The 17,973-nt window shown below is 45.9% G+C and carries 18 protein-coding genes; 8 read left to right on the top strand and 10 right to left on the bottom strand.

The features are described from left to right. Window positions 1-17 precede the first annotated feature (17 nt). The 9 genes from AZI87_RS05330 to AZI87_RS05290 all read right to left on the bottom strand — a co-directional run bounded on the left by AZI87_RS05330 (window position 18) and on the right by AZI87_RS05290 (window position 6,692). Window positions 18-638 (bottom strand): glutathione S-transferase family protein, encoded by a 621-nt coding sequence (locus AZI87_RS05330; RefSeq protein WP_063205352.1) that lies wholly within the window; start codon window positions 636-638, stop codon window positions 18-20. 12 nt (window positions 639-650) lie between these two features. Continuing rightward, window positions 651-1,445, bottom strand: a complete 795-nt coding sequence (locus AZI87_RS05325) for an ABC transporter permease (RefSeq protein WP_063205351.1) — start codon at window positions 1,443-1,445, stop codon at window positions 651-653. Continuing rightward, entirely contained in the window at window positions 1,445-2,257 is an 813-nt protein-coding gene (locus tag AZI87_RS05320) for an ABC transporter permease (protein WP_063205350.1), read from the bottom strand. The genes AZI87_RS05325 and AZI87_RS05320 overlap by 1 nt, the downstream gene beginning before the upstream one ends. Next, a complete protein-coding gene (locus AZI87_RS05315; protein WP_063205349.1) occupies window positions 2,214-3,044 on the bottom strand; it encodes an ABC transporter ATP-binding protein in 831 nt (276 codons plus the stop codon). The genes AZI87_RS05320 and AZI87_RS05315 overlap by 44 nt, the downstream gene beginning before the upstream one ends. Window positions 3,045-3,061: 17 nt before the next feature. Further along, window positions 3,062-3,592: a hypothetical protein gene (locus AZI87_RS05310; protein ID WP_063205348.1), complete on the bottom strand. Its 531-nt coding sequence runs from the start codon at window positions 3,590-3,592 to the stop codon at window positions 3,062-3,064. Between the two features lie 138 nt (window positions 3,593-3,730). Further along, entirely contained in the window at window positions 3,731-4,519 is a 789-nt protein-coding gene (locus AZI87_RS05305) for an endonuclease/exonuclease/phosphatase family protein (protein ID WP_063205347.1), read from the bottom strand. A 32-nt stretch (window positions 4,520-4,551) separates the two neighbouring features. Then, a complete protein-coding gene (locus AZI87_RS05300; RefSeq protein WP_063206586.1) occupies window positions 4,552-5,076 on the bottom strand; it encodes a GNAT family N-acetyltransferase in 525 nt (174 codons plus the stop codon). Window positions 5,077-5,169: 93 nt separating this feature from the next. After that, window positions 5,170-6,204 carry a class I SAM-dependent methyltransferase gene (locus AZI87_RS05295; protein WP_063205346.1) on the bottom strand — a complete coding sequence of 345 codons (1,035 nt, stop codon included), beginning with the start codon at window positions 6,202-6,204 and terminating at the stop codon, window positions 5,170-5,172. Between the two features lie 2 nt (window positions 6,205-6,206). Further along, window positions 6,207-6,692: a hypothetical protein gene (locus AZI87_RS05290; protein ID WP_063205345.1), complete on the bottom strand. Its 486-nt coding sequence runs from the start codon at window positions 6,690-6,692 to the stop codon at window positions 6,207-6,209. A gap of 101 nt (window positions 6,693-6,793) precedes the next feature. On the opposite strand from AZI87_RS05290, the gene AZI87_RS05285 reads away from it, so the two are divergent. From AZI87_RS05285 to AZI87_RS05260, 6 genes are read left to right on the top strand one after another with little or no spacing between them, the layout of a single operon-like run. Next, window positions 6,794-7,426 carry a DUF4442 domain-containing protein gene (locus tag AZI87_RS05285; RefSeq protein WP_063205344.1) on the top strand — a complete coding sequence of 211 codons (633 nt, stop codon included), beginning with the start codon at window positions 6,794-6,796 and terminating at the stop codon, window positions 7,424-7,426. Between the two features lie 12 nt (window positions 7,427-7,438). Continuing rightward, window positions 7,439-9,046 (top strand): carboxyl transferase domain-containing protein, encoded by a 1,608-nt coding sequence (locus AZI87_RS05280; RefSeq protein WP_063205343.1) that lies wholly within the window; start codon window positions 7,439-7,441, stop codon window positions 9,044-9,046. Window positions 9,047-9,048: 2 nt separating this feature from the next. Beyond that, window positions 9,049-9,828 (top strand): enoyl-CoA hydratase-related protein, encoded by a 780-nt coding sequence (locus tag AZI87_RS05275; protein ID WP_063205342.1) that lies wholly within the window; start codon window positions 9,049-9,051, stop codon window positions 9,826-9,828. After that, a complete protein-coding gene (locus tag AZI87_RS05270) occupies window positions 9,828-11,306 on the top strand; it encodes an acetyl-CoA carboxylase biotin carboxylase subunit (RefSeq protein ID WP_063205341.1) in 1,479 nt (492 codons plus the stop codon). The genes AZI87_RS05275 and AZI87_RS05270 overlap by 1 nt, the downstream gene beginning before the upstream one ends. After that, window positions 11,306-11,686, top strand: a complete 381-nt coding sequence (locus AZI87_RS05265) for an acetyl-CoA carboxylase biotin carboxyl carrier protein subunit (protein WP_063205340.1) — start codon at window positions 11,306-11,308, stop codon at window positions 11,684-11,686. Before AZI87_RS05270 ends, AZI87_RS05265 begins: the two co-directional genes overlap by 1 nt. A 5-nt stretch (window positions 11,687-11,691) precedes the next feature. After that, complete coding sequence (locus tag AZI87_RS05260) at window positions 11,692-12,633, top strand: hydroxymethylglutaryl-CoA lyase (RefSeq protein ID WP_063205339.1); 942 nt, start codon at window positions 11,692-11,694, stop codon at window positions 12,631-12,633. Here the strand turns inward: AZI87_RS05260 and AZI87_RS05255 are convergent. After that, entirely contained in the window at window positions 12,630-13,781 is a 1,152-nt protein-coding gene (locus tag AZI87_RS05255) for a hypothetical protein (RefSeq protein WP_253696492.1), read from the bottom strand. The two genes, AZI87_RS05260 and AZI87_RS05255, sit on opposite strands and share 4 nt — an antisense overlap. Window positions 13,782-13,943: 162 nt before the next feature. Between AZI87_RS05255 and AZI87_RS05250 the strand changes: the two genes are divergently transcribed. Both AZI87_RS05250 and AZI87_RS05245 read left to right on the top strand, forming a co-directional pair. Continuing rightward, window positions 13,944-16,532: a PAS domain-containing hybrid sensor histidine kinase/response regulator gene (locus AZI87_RS05250; protein WP_063205338.1), complete on the top strand. Its 2,589-nt coding sequence runs from the start codon at window positions 13,944-13,946 to the stop codon at window positions 16,530-16,532. A 10-nt stretch (window positions 16,533-16,542) separates the two neighbouring features. Further along, on the top strand, window positions 16,543-17,973 hold the full coding sequence (locus AZI87_RS05245) for a hypothetical protein (RefSeq protein WP_063205337.1): 1,431 nt from the start codon (window positions 16,543-16,545) through the stop codon (window positions 17,971-17,973).

The raw sequence follows: 17,973 nt of genomic DNA, 5'->3' as shown, positions 1-17,973 counted from the left end.
TGAGTATTTTTGAGGTTTTACTTAGGGAAATGGCGCATTTCCGCAATTTTTTTGAAGGCAGGGCGTTGCTGGAATTCGCTCATCCACTTTTGCACATTTGGATAAGCTGTGAGGTCATACTTAAGTCCTAACAAGATATTCGTGACCGCGCCCACATTGACGTCGGCAACGGTAAAGCGGTTTCCTACGAGATACGTTTTTCCTTCAAGGCCGCGGTTTAGAACACCTAAAACTCTTGGCAAGGCCTTCTTCGCATTCTCAATGATTTGATGATTGCGGTGTTCAGCGGGAACAAAGATTTCCTGGATCATCCAGCTAACAGCAGGTTCCTGAAAATCGACAAGACCCCATAAGCTCCACTGTTGAATCAAAGACTCTTCCTGCAAGTTTTTCGCGGCTAACGGGCTTTCGAATTTTTTTGCCAGATAGTTGGTGATAGCCATGGATTCCCAAAGTGTGAAGTCCCCATCGACGATCGCTGGAATCTTTCCATTCGGGTTGATCTTAAGGAAAGCTTCAGACTTTTGCTCTTTTTCACTCATGTTCAAAGGCATCACCTCGTAGGGAACACCCAACTCTTCAAGCATCCAATAACAGCGACCCGCGCTAGACATCGGAGAACCGTAAATTTTAATCATAGATAACCCTCCTTAAGAGCTTGCGCTGGAATAAAAACGCAAGGCAAATTTCCAAAATTTGTTTGAAAGATAAATTAAAAGACCCGCAAGAACGACGACCCAAGCAAACAGTTCCAGTTGCGGTGGTTCTAAGAGGGCGCGAGCAGGAACACTTGCGATCACGCCGACGGGAAGCGCGGTTAATAGAACCCATTTAAACCAAGGAACATAAATCGAATCGGGGCGCATCCCAAGCTTGTAAATCTGATACCAAATGAACTGCAAATTTTCTGAGCGTGCAAAGATCACGGCGGTTGAAGCCATAAAAAATCTCATGGCGTACAGAGCGACCAGTCCACAAGGAATCAAAATTAAGAGCCACAACAGTCGAAACCAATTAAATTCAGAAAGTTGCAAAAGACTGTAGATGAACCAAGCCAGGCCCAGCCCCAGATTTCCAATCATTGCAGTTGATGCTTTTTGCAGACTCAGCATGAACTGCGAGTTCACAGGCTTAGCTAAAAGCAGATCCAAATCACCTTTGCGGACTTTTTCGGAAAATTGATCTAAGTTTTCCGAAAGGATGATCATATAAAGTCCGTCGACCACAAATACAATTCCCAGAAAGACACGCATCTGTTCTAAGTTCCAGTCACCAATACGGGGGGTGTGATGGAATAAAACTTCAAATGTTATAATCTGAGCCGCATACCAGAAAATATCTGTCATGATTCGAGTCAGGAAGTTCACACGATATTCAAGATCGGCAATGAAGCTGGTCCTAAAAAGAGCGAAGTACAAAAGAAGATACTTTTTAATGTTCTTCATTAAGCACCTGTTCCCGCATAAGTTTTGATTCCCTTACGCCACATCGCCATGCCAATTAAATTTACGACGACAATGCCGATAGTGACGGAGACAAATGACTGCCATACTGTCGCTATTTCAAGTCGACCCGTGATATATCCGACAGGAACATAGACTCCGGCGCTGAATGGAAGAGCGATGGCCCAAGTTCTGAATGGTTCTGACATCAGATCCAAAGGAAAAAGTTCTCCGGTGAAAAGCCACAGAGCTAAATTCTTTGCTCCAGTTAGGGAATAGACCTTATTGAAATAAAAAGCGATGGAAGCAACCACAAAGCTGATCGAGTGAACCAGGATGAGATAGTAAAACTCTAAAGCAAAGGCCATGGGAAGTCTTGAAAGCTGTGTCGGTAATTTAAAAATCATAACGACACTAAGTGGGATCAGCATCGAGACAAGTGTCGTGACGAATTTGTATCCCATCAACTGCGAAAAATAATACTCGTAGAAACTCATGGGTCGAACCAGCAGGCTGTTGATGGTGCCCGTGTCGATTTCTTGAATCATTCGGTATTCATACATCCAGCTCGTGCAAATGCGCGCAAAGAAAGCGCCCCAGAGAGCATAAGAAAGATAATAGTCGCGGGTGAATCCGGCAACTTCGGCTGTGCCAGCACCGACAAAGACCGCGTGCCACAAAAGCATCTCGATGCCTGTGGTGATCGTCGGTTGCAAAATCGCATCGACGAAATAGTTCAGGCGATATTCAAGATTTGTGACGATCGCCAATTTAGCGAACGCGAGATTCCGTTTCCAAAAAACGGCGGATGACATCTTCAAAATCGACCTCTTCATTTTCAGCTAATTCACTATTTGATTTTGCCACGAAATCAGGAACAGTTCCCTGATAGACGATGTGCCCTTTACTAATCAGAAGAAGCTTGTCGGCAAGCTTGGCAATGTCATCCATATAGTGGCTGGTCAGAATGACGGTGGGGCTTTTTTCTTTAACGTACTCATCCAAGAATTCGCGAATGGTTTCTTGGGCGACGATATCAAGGCCAATGGTGGGCTCATCCAGAAATAGAACTTGGGGTTCATGTAAAAGCGCACCGATAATTTCCATTTTCATGCGCTCGCCTAAGCTTAAGCGGCGTAATTGGGTGTGCAGAACGTGCGAACACTGAAGCATATCAGCCAGGTGCTCAACGCGTTTGCGGGCTTTTACTAAATCCAAATCATAAATGCGCGCCAGGAGTGCATAGGAATCAGCGGGAGAAATATCCCACCACAACTGATTTTTCTGACCTAAAAGAATGCTGATCTGACGAAGAAACTCGTTTTTACGTTCCCACGGTCGGAAACCCAAAACTTTAGCGTCACCACTCGTTGGCGTTACCAGCCCTGAGAGCATCTTTAAAAGAGTTGTTTTGCCAGCGCCATTAGCGCCTACAAGACCCACAATTTGACCAGATTCAATTTGAATAGAAGTGCTATCAAGGGCTACACGATCAATGTGCTTACGATTCACAAAGCCGCGAAGGGAATTTAGAAATCCTTCGGGCTTTTGATAAGTTTGATAGACGCGTTTTAGATTTTCAGTTTCGATTGCTATCGCCATGTTGGCGACACTATAGACTAGTCTTGGACAAAAGAAAACTCAGCGTAACGTTCTTCGTCGCTGAAGTAAGTCTGAGCGTCAGAGGAAACATAGCTTCCCTCAACGATGCGACCTTCTTGGCAGCCTTTCAACGAAGCGCGTGAGCCGTCGAATTCGCAATCTCCAGTGTACCAGGCTTTTTCAGAGTACTGGATTTTGTAGCCGATAAGCTCTTGACCCTTATAGAAGGCCATGACTTGATCCAAGCGAGTACGCCCGGAAGCGTAATAATCTCCCTCGAGAATAGTGTCGCCCCAGACTTGCGCCTGATCCACGGCCACCTTTTTCAAAGTCTCGCGAGTTTCAGCTGAAATTTTTGTGAGTTTTGCTTTTTGATCGTAAACGAGGACGCGGCTGTAAGGACCTTCACAGGGTTCAGTACGGCAAGCGTGCTCAAAATGAGCAGCCTCTTCATAGAATTTGTCTCCGTTAGGACCCATTTGGTCAGCCAAAGCCGTCGCGGAAGCACACAATCCCAAAAGTGCTGACATGATTAGTTTTGAAAACATAGTGGCCTCCTTTTCAAAGGAGACTATGCGCCTAAAACGAGAAAAATTTTAATACATAGACAATATGTTATTATACGAAAAATGAATCTTACCCGCTCTGGGAGCTGGTCTTAAGATGGCTGATCTGGCGCAAAAGCCCTATTTAAGGCGGAATGCGGCCGTGATCGGGGCGTGATCGGAGCTTTTGATATCAGGATGAAGAGTGGAAGAGTGAGTTAAGAGCCCGCGAACGAAGATGTGATCCAGCTTCATACCACGATCATCGTTATCTAAAGGAATTTTCTTAAGTCCCAATGGAGACAGAATCTCATTTAAGGCACTGGTGCGGTTGCCGTTCCAGCTATTGAAGTCTCCAGCAAAAATGATGGGGCCTTTATGTTTTTTCAAGAAGTCCGCGACAGCCTGAATCTGGGCGCGGTTGTTTTTGTCCTGAACGAAATTTAGTGCGTGAATATTTGCGACCATCAAAGTTTCACGGCTGTTGGCGATGGCGAATTCGGCAATCAACGTCATTTTAGGAGTGCGTGCGATCGGTTCACGCCCGGGGCTGCGCAAGAAATGTGTTTTCAATGCCGTGATTGGAGAGCCGTTCATAACGCCTGTTGGGTCATTGTCGATAAAGCTGGTGGCGAAATCCCAGCAAAAGTTTTTTTGGCGAAGAGCAATAGACGTCACAAAGGTATCGAGCATCGCTTCTTGAATAAGAACGACGTCGGATTTGGGAGCGAATCGCTCAAAATCCATGGCCCAGCGAGCTTTGGACTCCGCTTTTTTGATATTCCAAACAAAGATAGAAAAGTTAGAAGGAAGAAACTCTGCCTTGCAATCCCCGAAGTGAGTCATCACGTCGCTGTCGCTCGGAATTTCATATGCGTATGCCGAAGTGCCTAGTAGCACTGCCAATGCCAGGATCCATCCCTGCATCATATGTCCCCCAAAAAAAGCCCCTGCTTCTTTTTTTAGATTTTCTTTTCAAGAACTGTGAACTCCAGCCCTTGAACTTTCGGGATCCCGAAGCGTTCGTCACCGTAAGGAAACGGCTTTTTTTCCTTGGTATCGCGGAAGCCATGCTTCACGTACCAGGCAATCAATTCAGAACGTACCGTAATCACCGTCATATAGATGCTAGTGCAATCCCAGAATTGTGCAAGTGCTTCTGATTCGTCTAACAACATCTTGCCAATTCCCTTACTTTGCAATGACGGATCGACGGTTAACATCCCCAAATAACATTTCGTATTTTGTCTTTCTAAATGCACACAGCCCAAAAGGTCGCCTGTGTCGTCGTCTTCGGCGATGAGTATGATGGAATCCTCTTTGTTGATCAGCTCACGGATCCCTTCGGCATCAACGCGTTGGCCATCAAGAAGATCCGCTTCGGTCGTCCAACCTTCTTTGGAGCTATCACCGCGGTAAGCGGAGTTGACGAGTTCGACAAGGTGGTCGATGTGGCTTTCATCGGCTTGGGTGAATTCTATGTGCATGAGATCCTCCGACCCAAAGGTGCCAGGTTCTTTTTTGTACTTCAACGCATCACTTTGTGCTGCGGTGAAGTACAAAAAAGAAGCAGGCACCTTTTAGTTTTTCTTGGTGTAGATGAAGAGTTCTTTGCCTTGGCGTCGGGGAATGGATTTTTGCCAGCGGCCCCAGAAGATGGGCTGATAGTGGGATTTTAGGCGTTGGCGCAGTTCCCATTCGGTTCCGCCGTAGGGTGGGCCTTGGCGTTTTTCGAAAGTGAAAAAGACGCCCATCAGGTGGCCTCCGCTGACTAGAACGCGATTCCAAACTTTGACGAGTTCCTGGCGTTTTGCCGGGTTGATGGCGCAGTAGCACGTGTGTTCGAAAACGATGTCAAAGGCTTGGTCGTATTCGCGAGGAAGTTTAAATAGATCGGCTTCAACGAAGGTTAAGTTCGAAAGATGGCCGTAATTTTTCTTGGCTCTTTCAATAGCTTCGGGAGAAATATCGACAGCCGTCACAAAGTGTCCTGCGGCCGCGAATAAAGCGGCGTCGTGACCTTCTCCACAACCTAAAACCAAAACGCGGGAGCGCGCGATTTTCAGTCGAGGAATCATGTCTTTCAAAGCTTCTGCCGGCTCACCCAAATTCCATCCGGGGTTGGCTTCTTCTTTGTAGATGCTGCTCCAATAAGTTTCTTTTTCGACATTTTCGTTCGAGGGCCAATAGTTTGGAATGTCGTAAGTCTTACCTTGGAACTCGATGAAATCGTCGCCGTATTCATCGAGCAAATTAAAGAAACTGGCTTGAGCTTTGCGAGAAAAAACAAAAGGAATGTTGTTCGAAGTATAACCGTGAAAACGATCCCACTCATCCAGCGACAAAGATTCTAATTGAAATGAATAGTGAACGCCGTAGGGAAGAGAGATTTCCCAAACGCCTTCTTTCAAGTGAACTTGTGATGCGACGTAAGGCTCGTCGAAAGCTTCGACGATGACGGGAGTTTCACCGATGGTGGAAAGCAGGGTTCCACCTTCATGAATTTTTAGATTTTGCAGAAGTTCTTGTCCTACCAATGGGTCTTGGATGCGAATGTCTCGGCTGAGTCCAAAACCCTCTTCATCAATCTGGATGAATTGTGTAGGAATGGGCATTTCTAGTGTGTCGCTTCTTGAGGAGCCGCTGTCGCCGCTGGAGTTGCCGTTGGAGCTGCTTCTTCTGTTTCTGGAGCTTCACCTGGAGTTAAAGTCGTGCCTTCAGTGAACACCACGATGTCATTTGTCGTTTTTACGGATTGAAGAACCCATTTGTCTGTGTTGGCGTCTTCGGAAGGCTCACGGTGAAGAACAGCTTCGCCTTCGATGATTTGTTCAAGCTCTTCGCCCTCTTCAGAAGGCTCAATGAATTTGTAAGCGAACACAGCGCGAACTTTGTTATCACCCAAAGATTCTGTCCAAAGGCGCATGATAGAAAGGTCCTTAGCCTGAGGCTTCTTCGTTGTTAGCGTGTTGCCGATAAGTTCAGCTAATTTCAACTGGATGCCGGAGTGCGTCTCAAAACCCACAGCTTCAGAAGTGTGAATTACATTCCAAGTCCAAACCAACGCCACAAGAAAAACAATGAGGCTAACAATTTTCTTCATTCCTAGAGTCCTCTCTCCATTTACTCAGTGTGATAAAACTGACATCCTTATCCGAGCATGATATTCCGTTTTTTTCAACAACCGTGCAGAGAGGATATCTCATGAACCAACAATGGCTGACAATCTTAATGTCAAAGGGGATTGAGCTGGAGCAGAACCTGCGTCAGCAGTTGCAAACTGCCAAAGACGAATTGAAATCTCAGTTGGAAAGTCGTGGCATTCGTATGAGCGCGGCGGACCTTGCCGCTCTTTTGGAAGAGGTTTCCCCGAAGGCTTCGCATGCTGCTTTGAGTTATGCGCTGGATATCGTGAGACCTTTTTCAGCCGGCATGGGTTTAAGAATTTCTCGCCTTTCTGACACGCAAGTCGAGATGGTGGTTCCCGCTCGCACTCGCAATATGAGCGAAACCAACAGCATGCACGAAGGGGCTTTGACAACCGCAGCGGCAGAAGCCGCGAAAGTGTTGTGGATGCGCCACGCTCCCGTGGGAAACTTTGAAATTTCTGTTTCTCGAATCGAAGCTGAATTCTTTAAAAATCAAACTGAAGACTGCCGTATTCGCATGGAGCTTCCAGAAACCACGCGTGAGTTGGTGCTTTCAGCATTGCGCGATCATCGTGAAGCTAAAAGCGAAGCCGAACTTAAGATCTTTGACGACAACGAACAAGCTGTGGCGGAGATCCGTTTGCAGTTGAATTTTAAACACACTCCCGCACTTGCTGGACAAGAATAGTTTTTAGGATTTATGGAAATTTTAGACAGTCACATAGATACAAATTCTGCCGACTTTAAAGCCAACCGCGAAGCGATGTTAGGCATCGTCAATGAATGGCGTGAAAAAGTGGACCTTGTTAAACAAGGGGGCGGTGAAGACGCGACAAAAAAACACAAAGCTCGTGGCAAGTTAACAGCACGTGAGCGTATTGAAGCACTTGTGGATGGCGGTACAGCTTTCCTTGAGTTCTCTACACTTGCAGCCTGGGACATGTATGAAGGCCAGGCTCCAGGTGCTGGTGTTATCACCGGCATCGCGGTGATTCACGGGACAGAATGTGTCATTGTGGCGAACGATGCGACTGTTAAGGGTGGAACTTACTTTCCGATGACCGTAAAAAAGCATCTGCGTGCGCAAGAGATCGCTTTTGAAAATGGTCTTCCTTGTATTTATCTTGTGGATTCCGGCGGCGCGTTCTTGCCAATGCAAGCGGACGTTTTCCCAGATCGTGATCACTTCGGAAGAATTTTTTATAACCAAGCTCGCATGTCCGCTGCTAACATTCCGCAAATCGCCGTGGTCATGGGATCTTGTACAGCCGGGGGAGCTTACGTTCCGGCGATGAGTGATGAAACCGTCATCGTAAAAGAAAACGGAACAATTTTCTTGGGTGGTCCTCCTTTGGTGAAAGCCGCAACGGGAGAAGTCGTTGATGCTCAAGAGTTAGGTGGCGCTCAGGTTCACTGTGAAACTAGCGGTGTGACTGATCACTTCGCTGAAGATGATCTACATGCGATTGAAATCACTCGTTCGATCGTCGCACACTTAAATCACAAACGTGCTGTGCAAATGAAAATGATGCCGGTCGAAGAACCTCTTTTTGATTCAAAAGAAATCTATGGCGTGATCCCTAAAGACAGTCGCGTTCCTTTTGATGTGCGTGAAGTGATTGCGCGTATCGTGGACGGTTCTCGCTTTCATGAGTTCAAACCTCTTTTCGGTAAAACTTTAGTGACGGGCTTTGCTCACATCTGGGGAATGCCCGTTGGTATTATCGCGAATAATGGTGTTCTATTCAGCGAGAGCGCGCAAAAAGCCGCGCACTTTATTGAACTTTGTGAACAGCGCGAAGTTCCCTTGATCTTCTTGCAAAACATCACAGGCTTCATGGTCGGAAAAAAATACGAAAATGAAGGTATCGCGAAACATGGCGCGAAGATGGTGATGGCTGTTTCGAATGCGCATGTTCCAAAATTCACTGTGGTTATTGGCGGCTCTTATGGGGCGGGCAACTACGGGATGTGTGGAAGAGCTTATCAGCCTCGTCAGCTATGGATGTGGCCGAACGCTAAAATCAGCGTGATGGGTGGCGAGCAAGCAGCGAACGTTCTTTTGACGGTGAAGCTGGATCAGATGGCGGCAAAAAAACAAAGCATGTCACCGGAAGAGCAAGCCGAGTTTAAACGTCCTACACTTGAAAAATACGAGCGTGAAAGTTCAGCTTATTATTCGTCAGCGCGTATTTGGGATGACGGTATTATCGATCCAGCAGATACACGCCGTGTACTGGCTTTGGGAATTGCAGCAAGTCTTAACAAGTCTTGGGGAGAAAAATCCCAAGGCGTCTTTAGGATGTAATTATGTCTTTTGTTGTTGTGACCGAGATGAATCAAGTCGCTTACGTCAAGTTGCATAGACCTGACGTGCGCAATGCTTTTAATCCTGAGATGATCGAAGAGCTGACTCAATCCTTCCGCAGCCTGAATGCCCGTAAAGATTTGCGAGCCGTGGTTTTGCAAGGAGAAGGCAAAGCATTTTGCGCTGGCGCAGATTTGAACTGGATGCGCGAAATGGTGAACTTTTCGTTTGAACAAAATCGCGAAGATTCTCTGAAACTCTTTAACATGTTTGAAACCATGGCGCAGTGTCTTTTGCCAGTGATTGGTATGGTTCACGGAGCCGCGTTTGGTGGCGCCTTGGGTCTTGTTGCTATTTGTGACGAAGTGATTGCTGAAGAGGGCACTCAGTTCTGCTTTAGTGAAGTTAAGCTGGGAATTGCTCCGGCGGTAATTAGCAGTTTTGTAAATCGCAAAGCGGTGCCAGGAAAGGTTCGTCCCTTGATGCTTTCGGGTGTGGTGTTTAACGCCCATGTCGCTCAACAGGCGGGTCTTGTGACAGAAGTGGTTCCTCCGGGTGAGGGCCACACAGCCGTGCAAAAAGTGATTCACAACTATTTGCAGTGCGGACCGGAAGCCGTTCGCGAAACTAAAAAACTTTTAAATGATTTGAATTTCATGTCTTGGTCTCAACAAAAAGACGCGACGACGCTTTTAATTGCAGAACGTCGCGTGAGTACCGAAGGACAAGAGGGTCTTAAATCCTTCTTAGAAAAACGTGAACCATCTTGGAGATCACAATAATGGCTAAGTTCTCTAGAATCGCCATCGCCAATCGAGGTGAAGTGGCTGTTCGTATTATCAAAGCTTGTGAAGAATTGGGCATCGAAACCGTTCTGTTGCATTCGGAAGCAGATATCAACACTCGCGCTTACAGAATGGCGACCAAAACTATCTGCATTGGACCCGCGCCAACGGCAGAAAGTTATTTGAACATCAAAGCAAACGTCGACGGCGCTTTGGCGGGTGGCGCTCAAGCCATCCATCCGGGATTTGGTTTCTTGTCTGAAAATGCCGACTTCGCCGAAGCTGTGACAAAAGCCGGACTGACTTTCATTGGTCCCTCTGCGGAATCAATTCGTTCTTTAGGCGATAAAGTTCACTGTAAGGAGTTGGCGAAAAAAGCAGGCCTTCCTTTAGTGCCAGGCTATCAGGGCGAAAACCAAGAAGTGGCTCACTTGATTTTGGAAGCTGAAAAAATCGGTTTCCCTGTGATCGTAAAAGCCGCTGCGGGTGGCGGCGGACGCGGGATGAAGCTCATCAAATCTTCAGCGGAAGCTAAAGAGTTGATTGAATCCGCTCAACGTGAAGCTCAATCGGCATTTGGTTCTCCAAAAGTTTTTTTAGAAAAATACCTGGATCGCGCAAAACATATTGAATTTCAAGTCTTCGGTGATAGCACTGGAAATGTGATTCACTTCTTTGACCGTGAGTGCTCTGTTCAGCGCCGTCATCAGAAAATCATTGAAGAGGCGACATCCCCTTCGCTGAGTGACGATCTTCGTCGTCGCATGGGCGAAGCCGCCTGCGCGATTGCCACTTTAGGAAAATACAAAGGAGCGGGAACTGTTGAATTCCTTCTTCAAGATAATGAATTTTATCTTTTAGAAGTGAACACCCGTTTGCAAGTAGAACACCCGGTAACTGAAGAAGTTTTGGGAGTGGATTTGGTGAAAATGCAAATCCTGACGGCTCAAGGCGAATTCGTGCATGATCCAAAACAAGTGCGCGTTCCTCGGGGGCACTCTATCGAGTGTCGTATTTATGCGGAAAACCCATTCATGGGTGGCGTTCCTTCAACAGGTCTTCTAGGACATGTGGAATGGCCGGAAGGACCGGGACGTCGTTATGAATATGGTTTTGATGCGGGCGATACAATCACTCCTTACTACGATCCGATGATTGCCAAAGTCATTGTGTGGGATGAAACCCGCTCACGAGCGATTCAAAAAATGATTCGCGTCTTGCAAGACTCTGTGGTGTTTGGTGTTCACACGAATATTCCTTACTTGATCGAAATTCTTTCTCACAAAGAATTTGTTATGGGAACAATGACCACTCGTTTTATCGAAACTTATTTTAGCGAAGCTTTGAAAGAACCAGAGCTTTCTAGCTTGGATAAAAAGATCGCGGAAGGCGCACTTCTGCAACTTCGCGGTGGTGGGACACAAAACCAAGGTGCGAATACTTCACCATGGGCATCTTATTGGAGAGGCATCTAATGGAAATCAAAGTTAGAGTCGACGGTGTTGACCATAAAGCTCATGCCCAATTGATTAAAGGCACGTTGTGGGTGCATCACAATGGACGTGTTTTCACGATGGATGCTTCTACCGGACGTAAGTCCCGTAAAAAGGCGGGTGCTGGCGGATCTTCCGATCAAGTGGTGGCGCCAATGCCAGGAAAGGTGACGAAACTTTTAGTTTCTGCCGGAGCTTCAGTAGAAGCGGGCCAAGCCGTTCTTGTGATGGAAGCCATGAAAATGGAGTACACTTTGAAAGCGGATATCGCAGGAACTATCGACAGCATTTCTTGCGCGGTCGGTGAACAAGTGGCTTTGGGTAAAGCGCTTATTAAAATTAAACCAGTTTCCGATAAATAGGATCTATGAAAAAGTCAGTCGTGATTGTTGAAATGGGATTAAGAGATGGTCTGCAAAACGAAAAAACCGTTTTGGATTCAGACACTCGTGTGGAATTTGCAAGACGACTGATCGAAGCCGGTACTAAGCGAGTGGAAATTGGTGCTTTTGTGTCTCCGAAGTGGGTTCCACAAATGGCGGGAACTGCTGAAGTCCTAACAAAAACTTTTACGCTTGTGAAATCCGGTGCCATTCCCAAGAAAACGGAATTCTCTGTTCTTGTTCCGAATGAACGTGGAATGCAAGATGCGATTGAAAGTGGTGTGAAAGAAGTGGCCATCTTTGCCGCCTGCTCAGAATCCTTTTCTTTGAAAAACATCAATTGCTCTATTGATGAAAGCTTCAAGCGCTTTGAACCTGTGATGGCTTTAGCAAAAAAGCACAAAATCAAGGTTCGCGGTTATCTTTCAACGTGTTTCGGCTGTCCTTTTGAAGGCAAAGTTCCTGAAGCGCGTGTGGTCAAATTGGCTGCACGTATGCATAAGCTAGGTGTTTATGAAATCTCTATTGGCGATACCATCGGTGTGGCTGATGCAGGCCAAGTGGAATCATTATTTAAAAAATTGAAGAAGGTCGTGCCAGTAAAAAAACTTGCGGGTCACTTTCACGATACTCGTGGGCAAGCTTTGGCCAATATTCTTGCGGCTTATAAGCTCGGTGTGATGGTTTTTGATACAAGCCTGGGTGGTTTAGGCGGATGTCCTTACGCGCCAGGGGCTACTGGAAATGTCGCGACCGAAGACGTCGTTTACATGTTCCATGGTATGGGTGTGAAGACAGGCTTGAACTTGGATAAGCTTTTAGAAATCGATCCTTGGATGGCTGAAAAGATTCAGCACCCTTTGCCTTCGAAAGTGGGTAAGGTTGGTAAATTAAAACCGCTCGGCAAGGTCACTCGCAACGCCTAGGAACACTTGTTCTTTTTCACCGGAGTGAAATTGTAAATCATCACTCCTCCGTTTTTAAGTAAGCCTTTTTTCATAATGTCTAAGTAAGGCGGGGTTCCACCTAATTTGGAATTCCCCTTTGCCCTGGTATCTAAGTTCCCTGCAACGCCCAGACAGCCTTGAGTGGGAGTGTACGGATCCCAGCCGTGAAGCAAAACTCCTCGACCGAAAATGTCTTGGTTTTCAGGTTCCAACCCGACAAGCTCCACACCGTCTTTGATATTTCCACCGCGAGGAGGACGATAAGCCTTCGTGACGACAGCGCCGTTCGGAGTCCTCATGGTGCCTCGTCCATTTCCAAAGCCCCCTTCACCTCTAGAAACCCAGATCGGATTTTTATCCACGACTTTTGCGGGAGTTCCGTCGGCATTTAGAAACCACATTTTCCCCATGACTCCGCCATTAGAAAAATCATTGAAGATGAAAACTTCTTGGGTGATTTTGCCGTCGTCTTTTCCTTTTTTGAAGGCCGCGAGTGCCTGTTCAACTCCGCATACTAAAGTTTTATCGCGCTTTAAATCTTGTGGCAGATTGTCCGTACAACTGGGTTCTAAGGGTTTAGCAAGTTTTGCATTTGTTTCTGTTACGGTTTTTTCTAAAGCTAAGGCCATAGCTTCTTTCGGCGATGTTTTGTCGATGTTTTTCGACGGCGTTACTAAACTGGGCTGCTTTCCCATGCCAAAAAGATTTAAGAACCAATTAACGAAATCAAAGTTTCCCGTTTTATAAACCGGCACGTCCTGTGTGATTGTGCAATTTGTGGAATCACCCGAACTTGAGCAATTCGAGTTTTGGGCTGTAAGGTCCACGGTTTGTACGACCAGTTGTTGATTCGTAGCAAGTGCTTGTAAGTCGGCGGTGTCAGAAGAAGTATCTTTGGTCGTGATGGATTTCACCTGCATCAAGCCCGAATTGTCGACTTTTTGAAAACCAGTTTCGGTGTTGTCGCTGCGAACGGCAGGGTTGAAAAACGATCCGGTAGGAACAGTTTTAAGTTCGATAGCTGAGTCTTTCGGAATAGCCCCAATTGGCAACACCGCTTGAGTAGAGTTTTGGGCCCAAGAACTATGCAACGAAACGGACAACAGAATGAATTTCAAAAGACTCATGCTCCTAGACTAAACGATTGTGGCTGTACAAATAAGACCAGTTATCTGGAATTGATCCGCAACAATCCGGCTTTGCCTGGGCTTATGTTGAGTTTCAGTCCTAAACACATTCCGTTGTCGCCAAAGCCCCTGCGGCTTACGTTTAAGTTTGGAGAATTCATTATGCCTTCTTCGCTGAGTCCGGACGAATCGCTACGGTATCGCACGATATTTGAATCGGGCGTGATTGGTATTATGTGTACCACTCTGGAAGGGAAAATCGTTGAGGCCAATGACTACTTTTTAAATCTGGTAGGATACTCCAGAGAAGAACTGCAAAGGGGAGAACTGAATTGGAGAATTCTGACTGCTCCCGAAGATGTTCCGCGCAGTGAAAAAGCAGCCACCGAAATTGTGCAGACGCATGCGGTAAAACGATTTGAAAAGCAGTACATTCATAAAAATGGAACGCGCATTCCAGTTTCAGTGGCTCTGACTTTATATCAGGACGGAACAGTCATCGCCCTAGTTCTTGATGCGACCGAACTTAAGCGCGCCGAAAAAGAATTAGAAGAAGCTAAAGCAAGTTTGCAGGAAAGTGTTGTCGAAAGAACGCAACAGCTACAACAGTCCGAAGCCTTCTTTGAAGCCATTTTTGAGAATATTCCGAATATGGTCTTTGTTAAAGATGCTCAAGATTTACGCTTTGTTCGATTCAACCGTGCTGGAGAAGACCTTTTGGGTGTGCCAAGACAAGAGCTTATCGGAAAAAATGATTACGATTTTTTTCCAAAAGAACAGGCTGACTTTTTCACTTCTAAAGACCGCGCCGTTTTAAATCAAAAAAACGTGGTCGACATTCCTGAAGAGGTGATCGACACCCGCAACGGAGTTCGTTATCTGCATACTAAAAAAATCCCTGTTCTAGGAAAAAACCAAGAGCCTCAATATTTGCTGGGAGTTTCTGAAGACATCACCGAAGAAAAGGAAATCGAGAAGCAAAAGATGGCCCTTTTTCAAGCTGAGTTCGCAAGAACGCAGGCTGAAAATCACGCTAAGGAAATGAGCTTTCTATCGGATATCAGTTTAATTACACAATCTTTTGAACTTGATAAAATTATTAAGGCATTCTGTCGAAAAGTCGTTTCGTTTAAAGCAGATCTCTGTATCGTTGATCTTTTAGATGAACAACGGCTGGAAATCAGTCTGACGGCAGGCGCGGCTCAGGACCCGATAGAAGAAAGTCAGGCGTTGCTATGGCGCCAGCGTCATCCTTTAAGGTGGGACTCTAACACTGGACCGGGAAAAGTTTTAAAGACGGGGAAGGCAGACATCATCTTAGGTGAAAACTTGGATTTTCATGTGGAGGAAGCCTATGGTACCGGTGCTCGTGAAAGTGAAAAGGCGATCGCTGTAGGCTCGATTGCTTTTACGCCGATCAAAATTCGCGATGAAAAACCAATCGGTTTTATTACGTTCCTGAATAAGCCGCAGAGTCCTCGCTATACGGAAGCGGATCTGCCACTGCTGGAGGAAGTTTCTTCTCGGCTAGGACTTGCAATTGAAAACTCACGTCTTTATGACAAGGCTCAAGAGGCTAGCAGGGCGAAATCTGCGTTTCTTGCCAACGTCAGCCACGAAATTCGCACGCCTTTAGGTGCGATGTTGGGATTCGCAGAAATTTTGCAAGAGGCAGATGGCCTGGCTTCTGAGATGAAAGATTCAGTTGAAACTATTTACCGCAATGGTCAGCAACTACTGCGAATCGTTGATGAAATTTTGGATATCTCTAAAGTAGAGTCGCAAAAAATTGAAATTGAAAAGCTGGCCGTTTCTTTAAGGGAAATTTTATCCGATATCGAACATCTTCTGACTTTGCGAGCGGAAGAAAAAGGCGTGTCTTTAAAAATCGTGTATGACGAACTTCCTGACTATATCCGCACAGATCCGACACGTCTTCGACAGATTCTTATTAATATAATCGGTAACGCGATCAAGTTCACGGATGAAGGTTCGGTGGAGCTTCATGTGCGTCGGCGGCCCGACCCCATTGATAAAAATCTGTGTGTCTTAGAATTTAGAGTCATTGACACCGGTATCGGGATTTCTGATGAACAAAAGAATCTTCTCTTTCAACCATTTGCTCAAGCCGATAGCTCTACGACCAGACGGTTCGGTGGGACCGGCTTAGGACTATTCTTATCTCGAAAACTTGCGAGGCTTCTAGGTGGGGACGTGATTCTTGACAAGAGTGTTGCGGGAAAAGGAAGTGTTTTCTTAATCACCGTAGCCTGCGATATTGTGACAAGTAAAGAGGTTGTTCCTGACAATCACAGAGTGAATCAGGTTTATGATTTTAGCTCTATCAAATCGGTTTTGGTCGTGGATGATGCCGTTGATAATCGAGAGCTGTTCTGTCACTACCTTCAAAAATTTGGAATATCTCGGTCGCGTATAGAAACCGCAGAAAATGGTGTTGAAGCCGTTAAGAAAGCTTCGCAAAAAACTTATGATCTGATTTTAATGGACGTGCAAATGCCGGTCATGGATGGCTTTGAAGCACTTCGCGAATTGAAAAAGCGTCGTTATTCAGGACGAATTGCCGCGGTCACGGCCCACGCGATGAAAGGCGATCAAGAGCGTTGTTTAGCCGAGGGATTTGATGGCTATTTACAGAAACCGGTTTCCAAAGAGGCTCTTCGTCAGGAGTTGATAAAAGTGGCGGATCTCAAAATGAGACCGGGCACTTCTTTTGAAAATAGAAGTCTATAGAGGTGTTGCTATGGACTCTACTCGAAAATATTGGCATTTAACGACTGCTTTGATGGTTTCGGCTTCCCTTGTTTTGTCAGCCTGTCAAGAAACTAGCCGCAAGGCCTCAGTGCGTGCCGCAGGAAAAGGGACCGCAGCCCAAGTTACTGAGTCCGTAGCCAAGAAAACGGAAGTAGCCAAAAAATATTCTAAGAACATTAAGGATCCACGCGTTTTAACAGCGTACAATTCTCATCTTTCCGAACTTTTTAAAGCTTTAGAAAAATCAGGGCAGGTGCCTTGGAGTGGTTTGTTTTCATTGAAAAATTGGATTTTCGGCGGAGTAGATTTAAAGACAATTTCGAATTTTATTTCGGAAGAGTATGAAGTTCGTCATCAACAGGCCGTGGTCCGCCAGACGCAGTTCGAAGTTTTTGTCGATGACAAGGCCTTTGTAACGATCGCCTCTGAAGAACAGGCGAAACTTATTCTAAGACAGTATTTGACGAGTCTTTATTCTCTACGCAATCTTTCGGGCCAGGAACTTTGTACTTTAGCTAAGCAAAGCTTAAACAATACAGAGTGCCAAGCGCTCGCGCAAAGTCCAACACCAGAACAAGCGGCGGCGGCTCGAATTGAAGCTTCTAAATCTAAATCGAAATCAGACACGACAGTCGCTAAAACGGCTCCTTCAGTAAGTAGAAAGATGGAACGCGCTGATGAAAATCGGATCGACCGCGTCTTGGCTCTGATTACTCAAAAAGGTGTGCAGCTGACAGAAGCAGATCTTTTGAAAGAACTTACAGATGCAGGTTTCGATATGCGTCTGTTCTCATTTAAGTTGGGTAAAGCATCGGAAGTCGCGAACCCCAAGAAATTGACAGACGCACAGGCAGAGGCTCTTTTTAAAGCTGTCATGCAACTTCATGGACAAGAATCGACCTGCTTTTCTTTGCGTTCGGACAGCAATTCAAAATGCCTCGTGAACGTGGAAAGATCTGATGTGTTTAAAATTCCAGGCCATGCGGGATATCGTCTGATCTCTTTGGCGGTCAAAGAAGCTGAAGCAGTGTCTTCTCTGCTGACGGAAGTCTTCTATGATATGAATGGTCAGGATGTTGTCGAAGTGATGAACTCAAAGAACGAAAAATTGCAGCTTCTTCCGTTGGTCTCAAAAGGGTTAGAAAAGCCTGAGGTTGGAACGAAGTACCGCTTAAATTATTTGGTATTAAAGAAAGTAGAAGCCGAAGGAAAAACTGACTTCGGTCTTTCTGGAGTTTTATCAATCCCTGGCGTACTTAAAAAAGTGACAGTAGTCGACGGAAAAACGGCTTGCGAAGGGGCTTTGGCTGAGGGCAAAGAAAAAGCTCAGGATATTATTTTAATCGCTTCAGATGATAAACTTGTTAGCTCTTTAAAAGAAGTGACGGCGAAGTCTCAACCGACGGCGCCTTGCTGGTAA

Source organism: Bdellovibrio bacteriovorus (assembly GCF_001592745.1).
GTDB classification, from domain to species: Bacteria; Bdellovibrionota; Bdellovibrionia; order Bdellovibrionales; family Bdellovibrionaceae; genus Bdellovibrio; species Bdellovibrio bacteriovorus_B.
This window is presented reverse-complemented; position numbering and strand designations above follow the sequence as displayed.